We start from the raw sequence: 16,068 nt of genomic DNA, 5'->3' as shown, positions 1-16,068 counted from the left end.
GCGGGACCCCGATGGCACCGTCTACGTGGACGGCTCGTCGGCGCCGGCAGTCGTGGCCGCGCCACTGGCTAGGCATACGTCGCGGACGCCACCGTGAGGGCCGCCATCTCCTCTGTGCTGAGGTGGAGCGCCTCGGCGGCGACCAGCTCCGCCAGTTGATCGGGGGTCGTCGCCGAGGCGAGCGGGGCCGTCACGGTCGCCTGGTGGATCAACCAGGCGAGCGCGACCGCAGAGGCAGGGGCGTTGTGCGCGTCGGCGACGTCGCGCACCATGTCGACCACTCCCAGGCCCTCGGGCGTGAGAAGACCGCGGACGCCGGCACCTCGGGCTCTCCCTTCGAGGTCGAGCTCCGTGCGGTACTTGCCGGTGAGGAACCCGCCACCGAGTGCGCGGTAGGGGTACACCTCGAGCCCGGCGTCTCGGGCGAGTGCGGCGTACTCGGTCTCGTAGGCGCGTCGGTGGAGCAGGCTGTAGTGCGGCTGGAGTGCGATCGGTGCGGTGTAGCCACCCTCGTCGGCCACTCGGAGCCACTCCGCGATCGCGTGGGGTGTGAAGTTCGAGAGGCCGATGCGCCCGATCTTTCCTGCGCGCACGAGGGCGTCGAAGGCTCGGACGCTTTCCTCGATCGGCGTCGAGTCGTCCTGGTAGTGGGCGTAGTAGAGATCAATCCGATCGATGTCGAGTCGCCGCAGCGACGCCTCGGCGCCACGCGTCACGGAGTTTGTCGACAGCCCCTCGTACTCCGGGTGGTTGCCGACCTTGGTGGTGACGATGACCTGCTCGCGCCAGCGGCTCCCGGCTAGCCACCTTCCGACGATCGCCTCGGACTCGCCATACGTGTCTGCGGTGTCAACGAGAGTGCCGCCGGCGTCGACGAAGGCGTCCACGACGGCGCGCGACGCGGCCTCGTCGCTGGTGCGACCGAACGTGTTGGTCCCGAGCCCGATGCGAAGGGTCAAAGTATTCACGCCTTGGATGTAATCAGAAGCCCCGGACAGGTCCGCGCTCGCCGAGGCGCGCATGCGTAGGTCCCCGCGTCAATCACGCTTACCTTGTGGCCGCTCATCGGCTGATCCGGTAGGACGGTTGGGTGTGCGCCTCACTCGCGTCTGGTGAAGGTGATCTTGCCGTCGGGGTTGTGGGTGAGCTCGTAGTCCTGGTGGTGGGCGAGGGTGTGATGTCGTCGACAGAGGAGTACGCCGTCCTCGACAGAGGTGCTGCCGCCTTTCGCCCACTGGGTCAGGTGGTGGGCGTGGCAGGCGGACATGGGGCGTTCGCAGCCCTGCGCGACGCAGCCCTTGTCGCGCACGGCCATCGCGATCCGTTGAGCTTTGGTGTGGAAGCGGCGTCTGCGACCGACGTCGAGGACCTCGGACCTGCCGCCGAGGACGACGGGGATGATCCCGGCCTCACAGGCCATCCGGCGGGCCAGCCCGGAGCTGATCATGGTGCCGGTATCGAGCTGAGCGGCCTTGAGCCCACCCATGAGCGTCTCGAGGGTCATCGTGACCACCACGGACGCGGACACGCCTCCGGAGGTGGGAAGCCTGTCGGTGGGGTATCTGCGGACGTACTCCGCGAACGCGAGCCCCATGCCATGTGGGGACAGCCCCTCGCCACCGGCTTGGGGTGACGCGATCGCGTGAAGGGCTTTGCGGAGCATGTCGGCCTCCGCGTCGCGGATCGCGAACCGGCCGTAGGTCATCCCGTGCCCGTCGGCGTGCATGGTCAGCCGGGCCTTGGCCTCGGCGTCGCGTTCTTCCTTTGCCAGCTGCTTGGCTTCCTCGGCCTCGCCGATCTCGGGGGCGACCACGTCGAGGATCCGCCGACCCTGGATCCGCAGTGCCCTTGCGTCGTAGTGCCGCGCAGCCTCCAGAAGGAAGTCGCGAGCTTGAGTCTTGATGTCGGCGTCGACGTCATCGGGCAGCGCGGTCACGGCATCGACGATCACCCTGGCCTGGTCGACCAGGACGTCGCCGGCGGAGAGTGCCTCCTCGACCGGCTCGTGATGCCCCAGTGCCTTGCCGAGCTTGACCTTCCGCGCCGCTTCGGCCTGGGTCATCCGGGTGTGGTTGGCCCAGAACACCCCCGCAGAAGTGGCACCGGAGGCGTCGCCGACGCGGTTGCGGTCCGCGTGCGCGGCGACCTTGAGCTCCAGGGCAGTCAGCCGGGCAATCAGACGGGTCGCTCGGACCAACGCCACGCGGGTGTCCGCATCGGACAGCGACCACGCCGGCGCATGCTCGACACCGTCGAGCTCGGCCTCGATCACCGACATCGCAGCAACGATCGGGTGGTCCCGATCGGTGCAGTTTCCGGCGCTGGCCATAGGTACATTGCAGCACTGCCCACCGACAGTCCGTGGCCTCAGAACCCTTTGTACACAGGGGATTCGAGGATTCTTCAACATTTTACCTTCGGCATCGGGGACTGCCACCGGGGCCCGCGTTTGTCGGGCGGCGCGGCAAAGCCGTGCCGCCCGTGCGCCGCCACAGCAAACCGGGAGAGGCTCGCAGTCAAGGACGCCGTAGGCGCCGCGAAGCGGGCGAAGCTCCTTGACGGCGAGGCCCGGTTTGTTACGCGCGCGGGTCTCAGTCCCCCGCGGTCACGGTCGGCTCACGGCGGTCTCGACACGGACTCGCTGACGCTCGCCCGGCTCGACCAGCGATGAGGAGGGTCGACCACGTGCCCCCTGGAGGGACGAGCGGCCTGTCGCGAGGTGACTAGTGGCCCTACCGCGGTCTCGTCAGGCCGCCGATGCTGGAACGAACCGAAACCAGCGACTCGAGGAGGGGTCATGGCCGCAGCAGTCTTCTTCGTTCTGGTCGTCGTGGTGATCGGCGGCATCGGCATCAACCTCTACCTGCGCAGCTGGGTCCGCGAGGAGTCCCGGCGCGAGGCACACCTGCGAGACCCGAGCACCCACACCGTCGCCTACGCGATTCCCAACGGCGTGGATCCCGTGACTGTCGAGTCCGCGCTGGCGCTGGCCGGTCTCACGTCCGGGGTCGACCGCATCGGCATGGTCGAGTGCGTCCGCATCGAGTGCACCGAGTCGCAGCGTGAGCAGGTCCGCGGTGTCATCGAAGGCATCCCGATGAATGCGTACGACGGCTCGCAGCTCCCAGCGGGGCACGTCGTCTTCGAGGACGAGCGGTGACGCCGCCTCGAGCGCCGTCCACTTACAGGTAGAGACCGGTCGCTTCGTCGGCGAGACGGTCGGCGGCGACCGCGTGGACGTCACGCTCGCGCATGACGACGTAGACCTCGCCGTGGACCTCGACCTCGGCCTTGTCCTCGGGGTCGTAGAGCACCCGGTCGCCGGCCTCGACGGCGCGCGCCTGCGGGCCGACGGCCACGACGTGGGACCACGCCAGCCGGCGGCCGCCCATGGCCGCGGTGGCGGGGATGACGATGCCGCCGGAGGAGCGTCGCTCCCCGGCGTCCTTGTCGAGCTCACAGAGGATGCGGTCGTGCAGCATCTTGATCGGGCGCTTCTCTGTCATGTCAGGCTCCGCCCCGGCGGGCAGGGCGTCAGTTGACGACCTTGCGGATGACGACGAACAGCGCGACCACCCCGACGACACCGCCGACGACCTTGAGGATGTTGTCGGTGCGGGGCTGGCCCGTGGTCGAGTCGACGAAGTGCGCCTTGAGGCTGGCGACCTCGCGGCTCACGATCGTCTTGGGGCTCGAGCGGTAGAGAAGCTGGTCGATCGTGACCGCCAACCGCTCCCGGGTCTCTTCGATCTCGGCCTCGATGGCAGACAGCTCGTTGCTCACCCGGGCAGGCTATCAATGGCCCGGGGATCGAACCCGAACGGGAGCTCCAACCGGTGCGCGCGCATCAGCGCCGCGTCGGTCAGGACGTCGTACGTCGTGCCGTCGGCGACCACGTGCCCGTCGCTGAGCACGACGGCCCGGGGGCACAGCTCGAGGGCGTAGGGCAGGTCGTGGGTGACCATCAGCACCGTCACGTCGAGGGAGCGCAGGATGTCGGCGAGCTCGCGCCGCGAGGCGGGGTCGAGGTTGGACGACGGCTCGTCGAGCACCAGGATCTCCGGCTCCATGGCCAGCACGGTCGCGACGGCCACGCGCCGCCGCTGCCCGAACGACAGGTGGTGCGGCGGCCGCCCGGCGAAGTCGGCCATGCCCACCATGTCCAGCGCCGTCATCACCCGCTCCTCCAGCGCCGCGCCCTTGAGTCCGAGGTTGGCCGGGCCGAACGCGACGTCCTGGCGGACCGTGCCCATGAACAGCTGGTCGTCGGGGTCCTGGAAGACGATGCCGACCCGGCGCCGGATCTCGGCGAGGTGGGCCTTCTCCACGGGCAGCCCACTGACTGCCACGGAGCCGGCGCCCGCGGTGAGGATGCCGTTGAGGTGCAGGACGAGCGTGGTCTTGCCGGCGCCGTTGGGCCCGAGCAGCGCCACCCGCTCACCGCGGTAGACGTGCACGTCGACGCCGAAGAGGGCCTGGTGGCCGTCGGGGTAGGCGTAGGCGAGGCCGCGCACGTCGAGCACCGGCGTGCTCATGGCAGCTGCCCGGTGTAGCCGCGCGACAGCATCGCGAGGTGCACCCGCTCGCCGCGCTCGTAGGAGCGGATGAACAGCGCACCGAGCGTCCGGGCGAGGGTCGGCCAGCTCCGCGGGGAGCGCGGGTTCATCCCACGGGAGCGCATGGACACCATCATCCGCCCGAGGTCGGCGGTGACGACGTCGAGGTAGCGGATCATGAAGCCCATGATCTGCACGATCAGGTCGGGCAGGCGCAGGCGGCGCAGCCCGACCAGCACGTCGGTGGGTTCGGTGGTGGCGGCCAGGGTCAGCGACGCCATCACGCCGATCGTGCCCTTGGCGAGCAGCCCCCAGGCCGCCAGCAGCCCCGGCTCGGACACGGTCAGCCCCAGCACGTCGGTGCGCGGACCGGTCGCGATGAACGGCACCAGCACCGCGAAGACCACGAACGGCACCTCGATGACCATCCGTCGTACGACGTAGAGGAGCGGGACCCGCGCGAGCAGGACGACGGCGACGACGGCGAGGAGGTAACCGGCGAAGGCGGGGTACCAGTCGCGCGGCGTGGCCACGACCGTGAGCATGAAGCCGACCAGGACCAGGACCTTCAGGTGCGCGGGGGCCCGGTGGACCGCGCTGTGGCCGTGGAAGAACAGCCGGTGGCCGTGACCGGCGCCCACGTCAGTCCGTCGGCCCGGTCGAGGTGTCCGCGGGCGTGCGGCGGCGTACGGCGTAGGCCAGTCCGCCGGCGAGGACCAGCACCAGGGCGACGCCCGCGACCCCGGCGAGGCCGCCGCTGAGCCGGTCGTTGTCGACGCCGGCGGTCTGGTAGTCGGCGAACGGGCTGTCGGCGGTCTTGGGGTCGTCGGCGGAGTCGAGGAAGCCGGTCTCCTCGGCGACGAACTCGAGGCCGTCGGGGTGCGAGCTGGCGTAGTAGCTGCCGACACCCGCGACGACCAGGGCGAGCAGCAGGCCGACGACGAAGAAGCGGCGCGACCTCACGTGGTGGCCGCCGTCCGGATCTCGAGCTCCTGGGTGTCCACGAGGTGCCGCGCACCGTGCACGAGGTCGGGACGGGCCGCGACGACCGAGGCGACGACGAGCCCGGTGACCACCGCCTCGCCGACCCCGATCACGGTGTGCCAGCCCAGCATCGCGGTGAGCACGGCGCCGATCTCGACGGGCGCGGTGCCGCCGATGGCGAACAGGAGGGTGAAGACGCTCGCGGCCACGGGCACCGACACGAGGGCACCGATCGCGGCGGCCGGGGCGACCGACGACGTACGCCGCGGCAGCACCGCGGCGACCAGACGGAACACGGCGTAGCCGGCGAAGCAGCCGACGAGCCCCATCAGCGTGATGTTGGTGCCGAGCGCGGTCACGCCCCCGTCGGCCATGAACAGCGCCTGCACGAGGAGCACCACGCTGAGGCACAGCGCACCGGTCCACGGCCCCACGAGGACGGCGGCGAGCGCGCCGCCGAGCAGGTGGCCGCTGGTGCCGGCGCCGACCGGGAAGTTGATCATCTGGCCGGCGAAGATGAACGCCGCGACCAGGCCGGCCATCGGCGCGGTGCGGTCGTCGAGCTCTCCGCGCGCCTTGCGAAGCGCCACCGCCACCCCGCCCGCGGCCACGACACCGGTCACGATCGACGTCGGAGCGTCGAGGAAGCCGTCGGGCACGTGCATGGCGGTCGGTCTCCGATCGTCAGGGGGCTGGTCGCTAGGTTGGGGCGAACGCTCACCCTACGTTATTGCACATCGTTCGCAACAAGGAGCCCGTCGTGCCCGACACCGCCCGCCTGTCCCCCGGTGACACCGCCCCCGACTTCACGCTCACCGACGACACCGGCGCCGAGGTCTCCATGTCCGGCCTGCGCGGCCGCAAGGTGATCGTCTACTTCTACCCGGCCGCGATGACGCCGGGTTGCACCAAGCAGGCCTGCGACTTCACCGACTCCCTCGACTCGCTCCAGGCGGCCGGCTACGAGGTGCTCGGCATCTCCCCGGACAAGCCCGAGAAGCTCGCGAAGTTCCGTGCGAAGGACGCCCTGACCATCCGCCTCCTGTCGGACCCCGACAAGGCCACGATGACGGCGTACGGCGCGTTCGGCGAGAAGAAGCTCTACGGCAAGGTCGTGCAGGGCGTCATCCGCTCGACGTTCGTGGTCGACGAGGAGGGGCGCGTCGAGGTGGCGCAGTACAACGTGAAGGCCACCGGCCACGTGGCGAAGCTGCGCCGGGACCTCGCCCTAAACTGATCGCGCCAGCCGAAGTGGTGGAACTGGCAGACACGCAGGTTTTAGGTACCTGTGCCTTCGGGCGTGGGGGTTCAAGTCCCCCCTTCGGCACGCATGGCCCTCGTCAGAGACGGCCACGGCGCAGTGCTTCCCAGGTGTCGGCGGAGACGACGCCGGTGACGGTCAAGCCGGCGTCGGCCTGGTAGCGGCGCAGCCAGGTGCTGGTGGCGCGGTCGAGGACCCCGGTCACCGTGAGGTCGGCGGTGCCCACGTTGAGCGCCCGCTGGAGACGGCGTACGGCGTCCTCGGCCGAGCCCTCCTTCAGCAGCGGGGTGGTGGCGCCGTGGGACAGCAGCGAGACCCAGGTGCGGGCGACCATCCGCCCGGTGACCGGCAGGGACCGCGACCGCTGGTAGGCGCGTACGGCTGCGACGACGTCGGCGTCGTAGCGGCCGTCGACGGCCTTGCGGTACTTGCCGCGCTGCTTCAGCAGGCACTGCAGTGCCTTGACGCCGGCGCCGCTCTTGCCGCGGCCCAGGCTGGGGTACTTGGCGAAGTCGATGCGGACGCCGCCGCAGGCACGGGGCGCGGCTGGGGCGACCGAGCCGCCGTCGAGGTCCACGTAGTTGGGGTCGACGGTGAGGGTGACACCACCGAAGGTCATCGACTGGTTCTGCGCGTACTGGTGCACGCGCTGGCGCGCCCAGCTGGTCGCCCGGACCCACTGGGGGTCGACCAGGGTGTCGGCGTGGTTGTTGTACCAGGCGAACCAGACCTGGTCCGGCATCGCGTAGGAGCCGGGCGAGAGGTTGTCGGCGTTGTCGAGGGCATGGATGCCGTCGGCGATGTTGGAGTAGACGCCGGAGCGGTAGCCGAGCTCGTGGAGGGCGAGCGTCCAGCCCGAGAGGAAGCGGAGCGCGGAGCGGCGGCAGTCGGTGTCCTGGAGGTCGAAGCCCCCCTCGAGGTCGTACCAGAGCGTGCTGCCCGCGGTCAGGCCGAGCGCGGTCGCCCGCGCGACGGCCGCGGCTGCCTGGTCGCGGCCCTGGGCCTCGGCCGCGCCGTACGGCGTGCCTGCGACCGCGGCCGGGTCGGGGTCGATCCGGTCCGTGAAGCCGCCGCAGGAGGCCTGGGGGCCGACCCAGATCGGGAGCAGCTTCCAGCCGTTGCCGGTCTGCCGCTGCACCCACGTGGCGTCGAGGTGCGGCTGCTCCTCGGCGCCGCACGACATCATCGAGCCGCCGATGTAGATGCCGGCGCCCCAGAAGGGCGAGCCGGTGAGCCAGGCGTCCATCTCGGCCTGGGTCGGGGCGCAGCGCGCGTCGAAGGCGTAGCCGGTGAGGCCGTCGGTGGGCCCGTCGATGGGGCCCGCCGCGGCCGCTGCGGACGGCACGCCGGCCAGGACGAGGAGCGCGGCCAGGGCCGCCACTACGAAGGTGACGCAGCGGCGGCTGTGGGACTTCGTCATCGGACGCCTCTCGGGTGCACGGCGTCGCGGGGCTCCCGACAGCCGGCGGCCACCCTACGTCGAGAACCCACGTAACATTCCTCTGCCTGCCCGCCGAAGTCCCAGAGAAGGTTCTTGCCCATGGAGCTCCACGAGTCCCTCTACGAGCTCGGCCTCACCTCCGGCCGCACGGTCTTCGACGACGCCGACCTGCTGCGCGCCGCGCTCGACGACTACCTCGACGAGGGTGCCGCCTCAACCGGCGACATCAACCTCCTGGTCGACGCCGTGCGCCTGGGTGCCTTCCGGATGATGCTCACGACCATCGACAGCGGGGCCGAGCCCACCCGGGCGGTCGAGGCGGCCGGCGAGCTGCTGGCCCGCGACCGCGGCACCTCCGACGTCAACGCCACCCGCTGGGCGTGCGCGGTCCTCGGGTTCGCCGTCGGCAAGGTCAGCGCGACCGACGTACGCCGCTTCGACCGGCACTCCACGCAGCCGCGACCCACGGACCCGCCGCCGTCGACCACCCAGGCCCCGGCCTACGCGCCGGTGTCGCCGACCGGTCCCCCGCCGATGTCACCGCCTGCCTCGCCTCACCCGTCGGCCTACCCGACCGCCTACCCCACGGCCTACCCGGCGGCTTCCTACCCGCCCGGCCAGCAGCCCGCCAAGCGCGGGCCGTGGCTGGTCGTCGGCATCGTCGCGGCGGTGCTCGTCGTGGCGGGCGGCATCCTCACGGCGGTGCTGCTGTCCGGCGGCGACGGCAAGGAGTCGGCCGACGACGACCCCACCAGCGGGCCGACCGACCCCAGCACCGGCGCGACGGACCCGTCGAGCGCCTCGACACCGACCGGCAACAACATTGCCGGCAACGGCTACTCGTTCGCACTCCCCGACGCGTGGCAGGACGTCACCGCCGACGTGCTCGCCGGCGGCGAGGCGGGTGCCACCGACCTGGCGGTCGCGTGGGGCAGCTCGCTCGAGGCCGCCCGGGCCAACCTGATCGTGGAGACCGGCTTCGCCAGTGGCGAGACCGACCCCGAGGCGCTGCGCGAGCAGTGGGAGTCCAACATGAGCACCGCGACCGGTGCGACCCCCGAGGACAACGGCACCGAGAACTTCGACGGCGAGACCGCGATCGCGATCAAGATCGCGCGGATCAACGAGAACGGCATCGCCATCGAGCAGTTCGGCTACCTCGCCATCCACGACGGCGATCTCTACTCCGTGATCCTCTCCGCCGAGGCGGGCGACGAGAAGGCGCAGCAGGCGTTCACCGACATCCTCGACAGCTGGACCTGGTCGAGCTAGTCCCCGGCGTCCTCTTCGCGGAGACGGGGCACGGAGGCGAACTCGGGGCGGATGCCCCGCTTGTCGGCGTAGAACTCGCGGATCCGGTCCATGTCGGCGGTGACGTCGCCGGTCAGCGAGAAGGTGGGCCCCCAGCCGACGGTGCGTGACGGGCCGTCGACGTAGGCCAGGGTCACCGGGATGCCGGTCTGCTGGGAGATCCGGTAGAAGCCGGACTTCCAGTAGTCGGTCTTGCTGCGGGTGCCCTCGGCGGCGATGCCGAGCAGGAACGCCTCGTCGGTCTCGGCGTCGGCGAGCAACGCCTTGATGGTGGCACCGGGGTTGGCGCGGTCGAGGGCGACCGCACCCGTCGCACGCATGAACCACCCCACCGGGCCCTTGAAGAACTCCTGCTTGACCAGCAACCGGATCTGCACGCTGCTGTCCCAGGCCAGCAGCATCGTGATCACCCAGTCCCAGTTGGACGTGTGCGGTGCGCCGACCAGGATCCCCTTGCGGGGCACCGTGCCCGTCGTCTTCCAGCGCGCGGCCCGGAGGACAACCCGCGCGAACGTCCTGCGGATCAGAAAGCGTCGGCCCATGGCGCGAACGTACCGGGTGGCCTCCGTGTGACGGGGGTCACCGTCCACTAGGGTCCGCTCATGGACTCCGCGCTGACCGAGATCGGGCTGCCGATCGCCCTGGCCATCATCATGTTCGGGCTCGGCCTGGACCTGACGCTGGCGGACTTCCGCCGGGTCGGCAAGCACCCCAAGGCCGTGCTCGTGGCCCTGGCCTGCCAGCTGGTGCTGCTGCCGGCCGTCTGCTTCGGGCTGGTCGTGCTCTTCGACCTGCCGCCGTTCCTCGGCATCGGCATGCTGCTGCTCGCGGCGTCGCCCGGCGGCACGACCGCCAACCTGTTCAGCCACCTCTTCCGCGGCGACGTGGCGCTCAACATCTCTCTCACCGCGATCAACTCGATCATCGCGATCGGCACGCTGCCGCTGATCACCAACCTCGCGATCGACTACTTCGACAAGAGCGAGTCCGTGGAGATGCCCTTGGCCGAGGTGGTCAAGGTGTTCGTCCTGATCCTGGTCCCGACCGGGCTCGGCATGCTGGTGCGCGCCAAGAAGGCGTCGTTCGCCGCCGCCATGGACAAGCCGGTCCGGATCGCGTCCGCGATCATCCTGGCGGTGCTGGTGCTCGGCATCCTGCTCGGCGAGAAGGACCGGGTCGGCGACTACCTCGCCGACGTCGGCATCGTGGCCGCGCTGTTCTGCGCGATCAGCCTCGTCGTCGGGTACGTCGTACCGCGTGCGCTGGGCGTCGTGGAAGGCCAGGCGATCGCGTCGTCGTTCGAGATCGGCGTCCACAACGGGACCCTGGCGATCTTCGTCGCGGAGAACATCCTCGACGTCAACGAGATCGCCGTCCCGGCGGCGGTCTACTCGCTGTTGATGTTCTTCCTCGCGGCCGGCTGGGGAATGATCATCAGCCGCCGGGTCGCTCAGGCCACCAAGGTCGCCACCTGAGGCGCTATCTCGCGCAGCGCCCGGCCGCGGTGTGAGATCGCGTCCTTGTCGGCCCGGTCGAGCTCGGCGGTGGTGACTCCCGGGCGGTCGTCGGCCTCGAAGACGACGTCGTAGCCGAAGCCACCGCTCCCCCGCGGCTCGCGGGTGATCCGGCCGTCCATCCGCCCCTCGACGACGAGCTCGCGCCCGTCGGGGAGGACGAACGCGACCGCGCTGACGAAGTGAGCGCCGCGTCGGTCGTCGGGCACGTCGGCGATCTGGGCGAGGAGGAGCTCGTTGTTGCGGGCGTCCGACTTGGGAGGTCCGGACCAGCGCGCCGAGAGCACGCCCGGCATCCCGTTGAGCGCGTCGACGCACAGCCCGCTGTCGTCGGCGATCGTCGGCAGCCCGGTCACCGTCGCACCGACCCGTGCCTTGAGCAGCGCGTTGCCCTCGAAGTCGGGGGCGTCCTCCACCGGCTCGTCGTAGGCCGGCACGTCGTCGAGCCCGACGACCTCGACCTCACCCAGGTGCGCGGCCAGGATGCGCTGCATCTCCTCCAGCTTCTTGGCGTTGCGCGATGCCAGGAAGACCCTCGTCACGTGACCCCCCTCAAGCCAGTGCCTCGAGCTGCCTGCGGGTCAGGTCGGCGCAGCCCTTCTCGGCGAGCGCCAGCAGCGCGTCGAGCTCGGCGCGGTCGAACGCCGCACCCTCGGCGGTGCCCTGCACCTCGACGAACTTGCCGTCGCCGGTCATCACGACGTTCATGTCGGTCTCGGCCCGGACGTCCTCGACGTAGGGCAGGTCGAGGCGCGGAGCGCCGTCGATGATGCCGACGCTGATCGCCGCGACGGAGCCGGTGAGCGCCTTGGGCACGCCGAGGTGGGCGCAGGCGTCGGCCAGCGCGATGTAGGCGCCGGTGATCGCCGCGGTGCGGGTGCCGCCGTCGGCCTGGAGCACGTCGCAGTCGAGCTGGATCGTGTTCTCGCCCAGCGCCTGGTAGTCGATGACCGCGCGCAGCGAGCGGCCGATCAGCCGGCTGATCTCGTGGGTGCGGCCACCGATCCGGCCCTTGACCGACTCGCGGTCGGAGCGGGTGTTGGTCGAGGCGGGCAGCATGGCGTACTCCGCCGTGACCCAGCCCAGACCGGACCCCTTGCGCCACCGGGGTACGCCGGTCGAGGCCGACGCGGCGCAGAGCACCTTGGTCCGGCCGAACTCGATCAGCACCGAGCCGGCTGCGTGGTCGAGCCAGTTGCGGGTGATCGTGACCGGTCGCAGCTCGTCGTCGGCACGGCCGTCGACGCGGGGAGTGAGGGGGAGGGACGTCATGCGCCCGACCCTAACGGGGGCCGGGCGCACGAGGAGGACGGGCTACTTGAACTCGATGCGCAGCAGCCGCATGATGCCGAGCACCAGCGGGATGATCAGCCAGATCGTGCCGGACACGGCGATCTGGGCCCACTCCTCGCCGCTCGGCTGGTAGTCGCCCATGAAGAGCGGCGTCTGCGCGGTGTTGAACTCGATCCACGGCGCGACCTTCTCGAACCCCGAGCTGAGGGCCGACAGGATGCCGACCGCGATCGGGAGGATCAGGCTGTAGGCGAAGTAGCCGACGATCGCCGCGGGGGTGTTCATCAGCAGCATCGCGATCGCGAACCCGACGAAGACCCCGATCACGTTGGCGAGCACGAACCCGTTGAAGAACAGGTTGCCGTCGACCGACCACTCCGGCGAGGCACCGCTGGCGATGCCGATGAAGGTGCCGATGAGTGCCATCGCCGCGCCCATGATCATGACGGCGACTGCGAGCACGATCCCGGCGACGAACTTGGCCACGACGACCCGCGGGCGCCGGGGCTCGAGCGTGAACGTCACCAGGCCGTTGCGCTGGCTGGCCTCGCTGGTGACCAGCATGATGATCAGGATCGGCAGGAAGTAGCCGAGCACACCACCCGCGATGCTCAGGAAGTCGCCGTAGTTCTTGTCGGCGTCGTCGGCCACCAGGGCGTAGATGACCTCGACGACGAGCACCAGCCCGATGATCGAGGCCGCGAACCAGCGACCGGCCCTGGTGTCGAGCGCCTTGCGCACCTCGACCTGCGCCAGGCGGCTCATGGGGACCGGGGGGTTGGCGTTGATGTCGATCTGGCCGAGTGCCGCGGTGCTGCTCATGCCTGCGCTCCTTCGGGGAGTACGTCGCGCTGCGTCTCGGACGTGAGCGCGAGGAAGAGGTCCTCCAGGCCGCCGTCCGCGGAGCGGAGGTCGGTGAGGACGATGGTGTTGTCGGCGGCCACCCGGCCGACGTCGACCGGAGCGGCTTCGACCCGGAGGCCGGTCCCGGCCGCCGCGACGCCGTAGCCCTTGTGCTGCAGAGCCTTGCCGAGCAGGTCGTTGTCGAGCGAGGTCACGAGCGTCGAGGAGTGGTCCGCGTCGGCGAGCAACGACTCCTTGCTCCCCTGGGCGACGATCTTGCCCCGTCCGATGAGGATCATCTCGTCGGCGATGATCTCCACCTCGTGCAGCAGGTGGCTGGAGAGCAGCACGGTGCCACCGCGCTCGGCGTAGCCCTTGAGCAGTCCGCGCATCCAGCGGATGCCCGCCGGGTCGAGACCGTTGGCCGGCTCGTCGAGGATCAGCACGGACGGGTCGCCGAGCAGCGCGTGCGCGATGCCGAGGCGCTGCTTCATGCCGAGCGAGTAGTTGCGCAGGCGGCGCTTCGCCTCGGTGTCGGACAGCGACACGAGCGCGAGCATCTCGTCGACCCGCGACTTGGGCAGCCCCATCGTGGTCGCGCCGAGGGTGAGGATCTCGCGGCCGGTGCGCCCGGCGTGCTGTGCCGAGGCATCGAGCAGCACACCCACGTGGAGTCCGGGATTGGGGATGTCGGAGTAGAGGTGACCCCCGATGGTGACCCGACCATGGGTGGCGGGGGTGAGCCCCACCATGACCCGCATCGTGGTCGTCTTGCCGGCACCGTTGGGACCGAGGAACCCGGTCACCCTCCCGGGCTCGGCCACGAAGCTGACGTCATCGACGGCGGTGAACGCGCCGTACTTCCTGGTTAGTCCTTCGACCTCGATCATGTCTCCTACCCTGCCGCAACCCGGCCCGCCGGCGCATCGGCCACGCGGAGGGGGGCCGATGACCTAAGTAGGGGGTACGCCGCGACCGCGGGAGCCTGTGCCCGCTCCTGGGTCGGCCCTACGCTGCCGGAGTGGACAGGCCCGCGCCGGAGACCTACCAGCCTCCGCTCACGTGGTGGGGGCAGACCTGGCGCGTCCTGCTGACCCTGGCCATCAGCGCGATGGTCTGGGTGGCCGCCGCCGAGGCCCAGATCGAGCAGATGCCACTGCTGTTCTACATCGATCTGCTGGTCGGCCTGGCGGCCTACGTGCTGATGTTCTTCCGGCGCCGGTGGCCCCTGGCCATCGCACTGGTCACCAACGTGATGGGCGCTGTCTCGGGCACCGCGCAGGGCCCGGCGACGCTGACGTCCGTGTCACTCGCGACCCGACGCCGGTGGCTGCACGTCATCGTGGTCGCCCTCGTGGCTCTGGCCACGTCGACGGTCTACACCGAGACCCAGCCCAGCGCCAACAACGACCCGGCGTGGATCTCGTTCCTCGCGGCGGTCTTCGCGATCTCGGCCAGCATGGCCTGGGGGATGTACATCGGGTCGCGCCGCGAGCTGATCTGGACCCTGCGCAACCGCGCCGAGCAGGCCGAGGCGGAGCAGGAGCTGCGCGTGGCCCAGTCGCGCAGCACCGAGCGGGCCCGCATCGCCCGCGAGATGCACGACGTGCTGGCCCACCGGATCTCCCAGATCTCCATGCACGCCGGCGCCCTGAGCTTCCGCGAGGACCTGAGCGCCGACGAGATGCGCGAGAGCGTCGCGGTGATCCGCGACCGGGCCCACGAGGCGCTCACCGACCTGCGCAGCGTGCTGGGGGTGCTCCGCGACGACGAGACCGGCGAGCCCATGAGCACGCCGCAGCCGACGTACGCCGACGTGCCACTCCTCGTCGACGACGCTCGTGCCGCGGGGATGCCGGTGACCCTCGCCGACGACCTCGCGTGCGACCAGCCGATGCCCGATGTCGTCGGCCGCACGCTCTACCGGATCGTGCAGGAGGGCATCACCAACGCCCGCAAGCATGCGCCCGGCGCGCGACTGACGATCACGGTGACCGGCGGTCCGGAGGACGGCGTCGACGTCACGCTGCGCAACCCGCTGGGCTTCGGGACGAGCACCACCCCCGGCGCGGGACTCGGGCTGGTCGGGCTGACCGAGCGCGCGATCCTGCGCGGCGGGCGGCTCGAGCACCGGACCGACCACGGCGCCTTCGAGCTGCATGCGTGGATACCGTGGGCGGCATGAGCCCGGATGCAAGCCCGGTCGTGCGCGTCCTGGTGGTCGACGACGACCCCCTGGTGCGCTCGGCGCTCGGCCTGATGCTCGGCGGCCGGTCGGACGTCGAGGTCGTCGGCGAGGCAGCCGACGGGCGGGCGGGCGTGGCGCTGGCCCGGGAGCTGCGCCCCGACGTCGTGCTGATGGACATCCGGATGCCGAACCTCAACGGGCTCGACGCCACCCGCGCCCTCCACGCAGACCCGGACCCGCCACGGGTGATCGTCCTGACCACGTTCGACGCCGACGAGCACGTGGTCGGGGCGCTCGCCGCCGGCGCCGACGGGTTCCTGCTCAAGGACACTCCGCCGGCGCTGATCCTGGAGGCGATCCGCAAGGTCGCGGACGGCGAGCCGATGCTGTCGCCCTCGGTCACCCGCACCCTGATCAACCGGGTGCGGTCCGACTCCGGCGACGACCGCAGCGCCGGGGCGCAGAAGCGGCTCGCGCTGCTCACCGAGCGCGAGCACGATGTCGCGCTCGCGGTCGGGCGGGGCCTCAGCAACGCCGAGATCGCCTCCGCGCTCCACCTGTCGGTGCCGACGGTCAAGGCGCACGTGTCCCGGCTCTTCGAGAAGCTCGGCACCACCAACCGCGTCCAGATCGCGATCTGCGTACACGACGCGGGAGCGCTCGAGGGCGAGTGAGCG

20 protein-coding genes and 1 tRNA gene are annotated in these 16,068 nt (G+C 70.7%); 7 read left to right on the top strand and 14 right to left on the bottom strand.

The window, feature by feature from the left end; all coding sequences use genetic code 11:
* Positions 1 to 68: 68 nt before the first annotated feature.
* The gene (locus BLR90_RS18420) at positions 69 to 959 is read right to left on the bottom strand and encodes an aldo/keto reductase (protein ID WP_245715390.1); all 891 of its coding nucleotides are present in this window, start codon (positions 957 to 959) and stop codon (positions 69 to 71) included.
* A 140-nt stretch (positions 960 to 1,099) separates the two neighbouring features.
* Positions 1,100 to 2,329, bottom strand: a complete 1,230-nt coding sequence (locus BLR90_RS18415; RefSeq protein WP_091026696.1) for an HNH endonuclease signature motif containing protein — start codon at positions 2,327 to 2,329, stop codon at positions 1,100 to 1,102.
* Positions 2,330 to 2,797: 468 nt separating this feature from the next.
* Here BLR90_RS18415 and BLR90_RS18410 point away from each other — a divergent pair, with 468 nt between their 5' ends.
* The gene (locus tag BLR90_RS18410; protein WP_091026695.1) at positions 2,798 to 3,160 is read left to right on the top strand and encodes a hypothetical protein; all 363 of its coding nucleotides are present in this window, start codon (positions 2,798 to 2,800) and stop codon (positions 3,158 to 3,160) included.
* A 22-nt stretch (positions 3,161 to 3,182) separates the two neighbouring features.
* On the opposite strand, the gene BLR90_RS18405 is transcribed toward BLR90_RS18410, so the two are convergent.
* The 6 genes from BLR90_RS18405 to BLR90_RS18385 are packed head-to-tail and all read right to left on the bottom strand — an operon-like array spanning position 3,183 to position 6,205.
* Positions 3,183 to 3,506: a GroES family chaperonin gene (locus tag BLR90_RS18405; protein WP_091026694.1), complete on the bottom strand. Its 324-nt coding sequence runs from the start codon at positions 3,504 to 3,506 to the stop codon at positions 3,183 to 3,185.
* A 28-nt stretch (positions 3,507 to 3,534) separates the two neighbouring features.
* On the bottom strand, positions 3,535 to 3,783 hold the full coding sequence (locus BLR90_RS18400; RefSeq protein WP_091026693.1) for a DUF3618 domain-containing protein: 249 nt from the start codon (positions 3,781 to 3,783) through the stop codon (positions 3,535 to 3,537).
* A complete protein-coding gene (locus BLR90_RS18395) occupies positions 3,780 to 4,535 on the bottom strand; it encodes an energy-coupling factor ABC transporter ATP-binding protein (RefSeq protein WP_091026692.1) in 756 nt (251 codons plus the stop codon). The genes BLR90_RS18400 and BLR90_RS18395 overlap by 4 nt, the downstream gene beginning before the upstream one ends.
* Positions 4,532 to 5,197 (bottom strand): cobalt ECF transporter T component CbiQ, encoded by a 666-nt coding sequence (cbiQ, locus tag BLR90_RS18390; protein ID WP_091026691.1) that lies wholly within the window; start codon positions 5,195 to 5,197, stop codon positions 4,532 to 4,534. Before cbiQ ends, BLR90_RS18395 begins: the two co-directional genes overlap by 4 nt.
* A 1-nt stretch (position 5,198) precedes the next feature.
* Positions 5,199 to 5,519, bottom strand: coding sequence for a PDGLE domain-containing protein (locus tag BLR90_RS21170; protein WP_170254375.1), 321 nt, complete (start codon positions 5,517 to 5,519; stop codon positions 5,199 to 5,201).
* A complete protein-coding gene (locus BLR90_RS18385; RefSeq protein WP_170254374.1) occupies positions 5,516 to 6,205 on the bottom strand; it encodes an energy-coupling factor ABC transporter permease in 690 nt (229 codons plus the stop codon). The genes BLR90_RS21170 and BLR90_RS18385 overlap by 4 nt, the downstream gene beginning before the upstream one ends.
* Before the next feature lie 95 nt (positions 6,206 to 6,300).
* Here BLR90_RS18385 and bcp point away from each other — a divergent pair, with 95 nt between their 5' ends.
* Together bcp and BLR90_RS18375 are read left to right on the top strand one after the other, a co-directional pair.
* Positions 6,301 to 6,777, top strand: a complete 477-nt coding sequence (gene bcp, locus BLR90_RS18380; protein WP_091026690.1) for a thioredoxin-dependent thiol peroxidase — start codon at positions 6,301 to 6,303, stop codon at positions 6,775 to 6,777.
* A gap of 8 nt (positions 6,778 to 6,785) precedes the next feature.
* Positions 6,786 to 6,867 (top strand) — tRNA-Leu (locus tag BLR90_RS18375).
* Positions 6,868 to 6,880: 13 nt separating this feature from the next.
* On the opposite strand, the gene BLR90_RS18370 is transcribed toward BLR90_RS18375, so the two are convergent.
* The gene (locus BLR90_RS18370) at positions 6,881 to 8,221 is read right to left on the bottom strand and encodes a glycoside hydrolase domain-containing protein (protein ID WP_091026689.1); all 1,341 of its coding nucleotides are present in this window, start codon (positions 8,219 to 8,221) and stop codon (positions 6,881 to 6,883) included.
* Between the two features lie 120 nt (positions 8,222 to 8,341).
* On the opposite strand from BLR90_RS18370, the gene BLR90_RS18365 reads away from it, so the two are divergent.
* On the top strand, positions 8,342 to 9,514 hold the full coding sequence (locus BLR90_RS18365) for a hypothetical protein (RefSeq protein ID WP_091026688.1): 1,173 nt from the start codon (positions 8,342 to 8,344) through the stop codon (positions 9,512 to 9,514).
* Here BLR90_RS18365 and BLR90_RS18360 read toward each other — a convergent pair.
* Positions 9,511 to 10,095 carry a 1-acyl-sn-glycerol-3-phosphate acyltransferase gene (locus tag BLR90_RS18360; protein WP_091026746.1) on the bottom strand — a complete coding sequence of 195 codons (585 nt, stop codon included), beginning with the start codon at positions 10,093 to 10,095 and terminating at the stop codon, positions 9,511 to 9,513. The two genes, BLR90_RS18365 and BLR90_RS18360, sit on opposite strands and share 4 nt — an antisense overlap.
* A 60-nt stretch (positions 10,096 to 10,155) precedes the next feature.
* Between BLR90_RS18360 and BLR90_RS18355 the strand changes: the two genes are divergently transcribed.
* On the top strand, positions 10,156 to 11,028 hold the full coding sequence (locus tag BLR90_RS18355) for a bile acid:sodium symporter family protein (protein WP_091026687.1): 873 nt from the start codon (positions 10,156 to 10,158) through the stop codon (positions 11,026 to 11,028).
* On the opposite strand, the gene rdgB is transcribed toward BLR90_RS18355, so the two are convergent.
* The 4 genes from rdgB to BLR90_RS18335 are packed head-to-tail and all read right to left on the bottom strand — an operon-like array spanning position 11,004 to position 14,093.
* Complete coding sequence (gene rdgB / locus BLR90_RS18350) at positions 11,004 to 11,609, bottom strand: RdgB/HAM1 family non-canonical purine NTP pyrophosphatase (protein ID WP_091026686.1); 606 nt, start codon at positions 11,607 to 11,609, stop codon at positions 11,004 to 11,006. The two genes, BLR90_RS18355 and rdgB, sit on opposite strands and share 25 nt — an antisense overlap.
* 10 nt (positions 11,610 to 11,619) lie before the next feature.
* The gene (gene rph / locus BLR90_RS18345) at positions 11,620 to 12,339 is read right to left on the bottom strand and encodes a ribonuclease PH (protein WP_091026685.1); all 720 of its coding nucleotides are present in this window, start codon (positions 12,337 to 12,339) and stop codon (positions 11,620 to 11,622) included.
* 42 nt (positions 12,340 to 12,381) lie between these two features.
* Positions 12,382 to 13,182 (bottom strand): ABC-2 transporter permease, encoded by an 801-nt coding sequence (locus tag BLR90_RS18340; protein WP_091026684.1) that lies wholly within the window; start codon positions 13,180 to 13,182, stop codon positions 12,382 to 12,384.
* Positions 13,179 to 14,093: an ABC transporter ATP-binding protein gene (locus BLR90_RS18335; protein WP_091026683.1), complete on the bottom strand. Its 915-nt coding sequence runs from the start codon at positions 14,091 to 14,093 to the stop codon at positions 13,179 to 13,181. Before BLR90_RS18335 ends, BLR90_RS18340 begins: the two co-directional genes overlap by 4 nt.
* Before the next feature lie 131 nt (positions 14,094 to 14,224).
* Between BLR90_RS18335 and BLR90_RS18330 the strand changes: the two genes are divergently transcribed.
* The gene (locus BLR90_RS18330; RefSeq protein WP_091026682.1) at positions 14,225 to 15,388 is read left to right on the top strand and encodes a sensor histidine kinase; all 1,164 of its coding nucleotides are present in this window, start codon (positions 14,225 to 14,227) and stop codon (positions 15,386 to 15,388) included.
* Positions 15,385 to 16,065: a response regulator gene (locus BLR90_RS18325; RefSeq protein ID WP_091026745.1), complete on the top strand. Its 681-nt coding sequence runs from the start codon at positions 15,385 to 15,387 to the stop codon at positions 16,063 to 16,065. The genes BLR90_RS18330 and BLR90_RS18325 overlap by 4 nt, the downstream gene beginning before the upstream one ends.
* The last annotated feature ends 3 nt before the right edge of the window (positions 16,066 to 16,068 follow it).

It is taken from the genome of Nocardioides szechwanensis (assembly GCF_900103935.1).
In the GTDB taxonomy this organism is placed as follows: Bacteria; Actinomycetota; Actinomycetes; order Propionibacteriales; family Nocardioidaceae; genus Nocardioides; species Nocardioides szechwanensis.
This window is presented reverse-complemented; position numbering and strand designations above follow the sequence as displayed.

Bases quoted from the DNA above. Each gene is read 5' to 3' on its own strand.
- BLR90_RS18415 (WP_091026696.1), bottom strand. From the start codon at position 2,329: ATGGCCAGCGCCGGAAACTGCACCGATCGGGACCACCCGATCGTTGCT.
- BLR90_RS18410 (WP_091026695.1), top strand. From the start codon at position 2,798: ATGGCCGCAGCAGTCTTCTTCGTTCTGGTCGTCGTGGTGATCGGCGGC.
- BLR90_RS18405 (WP_091026694.1), bottom strand. From the start codon at position 3,506: ATGACAGAGAAGCGCCCGATCAAGATGCTGCACGACCGCATCCTCTGT.
- BLR90_RS18395 (WP_091026692.1), bottom strand. From the start codon at position 4,535: ATGAGCACGCCGGTGCTCGACGTGCGCGGCCTCGCCTACGCCTACCCC.
- BLR90_RS18385 (WP_170254374.1), bottom strand. From the start codon at position 6,205: ATGCACGTGCCCGACGGCTTCCTCGACGCTCCGACGTCGATCGTGACC.
- BLR90_RS18370 (WP_091026689.1), bottom strand. From the start codon at position 8,221: ATGACGAAGTCCCACAGCCGCCGCTGCGTCACCTTCGTAGTGGCGGCC.
- BLR90_RS18365 (WP_091026688.1), top strand. From the start codon at position 8,342: ATGGAGCTCCACGAGTCCCTCTACGAGCTCGGCCTCACCTCCGGCCGC.
- BLR90_RS18360 (WP_091026746.1), bottom strand. From the start codon at position 10,095: ATGGGCCGACGCTTTCTGATCCGCAGGACGTTCGCGCGGGTTGTCCTC.
- BLR90_RS18355 (WP_091026687.1), top strand. From the start codon at position 10,156: ATGGACTCCGCGCTGACCGAGATCGGGCTGCCGATCGCCCTGGCCATC.
- rph (WP_091026685.1), bottom strand. From the start codon at position 12,339: ATGACGTCCCTCCCCCTCACTCCCCGCGTCGACGGCCGTGCCGACGAC.
- BLR90_RS18340 (WP_091026684.1), bottom strand. From the start codon at position 13,182: ATGAGCAGCACCGCGGCACTCGGCCAGATCGACATCAACGCCAACCCC.
- BLR90_RS18335 (WP_091026683.1), bottom strand. From the start codon at position 14,093: ATGATCGAGGTCGAAGGACTAACCAGGAAGTACGGCGCGTTCACCGCC.
- BLR90_RS18325 (WP_091026745.1), top strand. From the start codon at position 15,385: ATGAGCCCGGATGCAAGCCCGGTCGTGCGCGTCCTGGTGGTCGACGAC.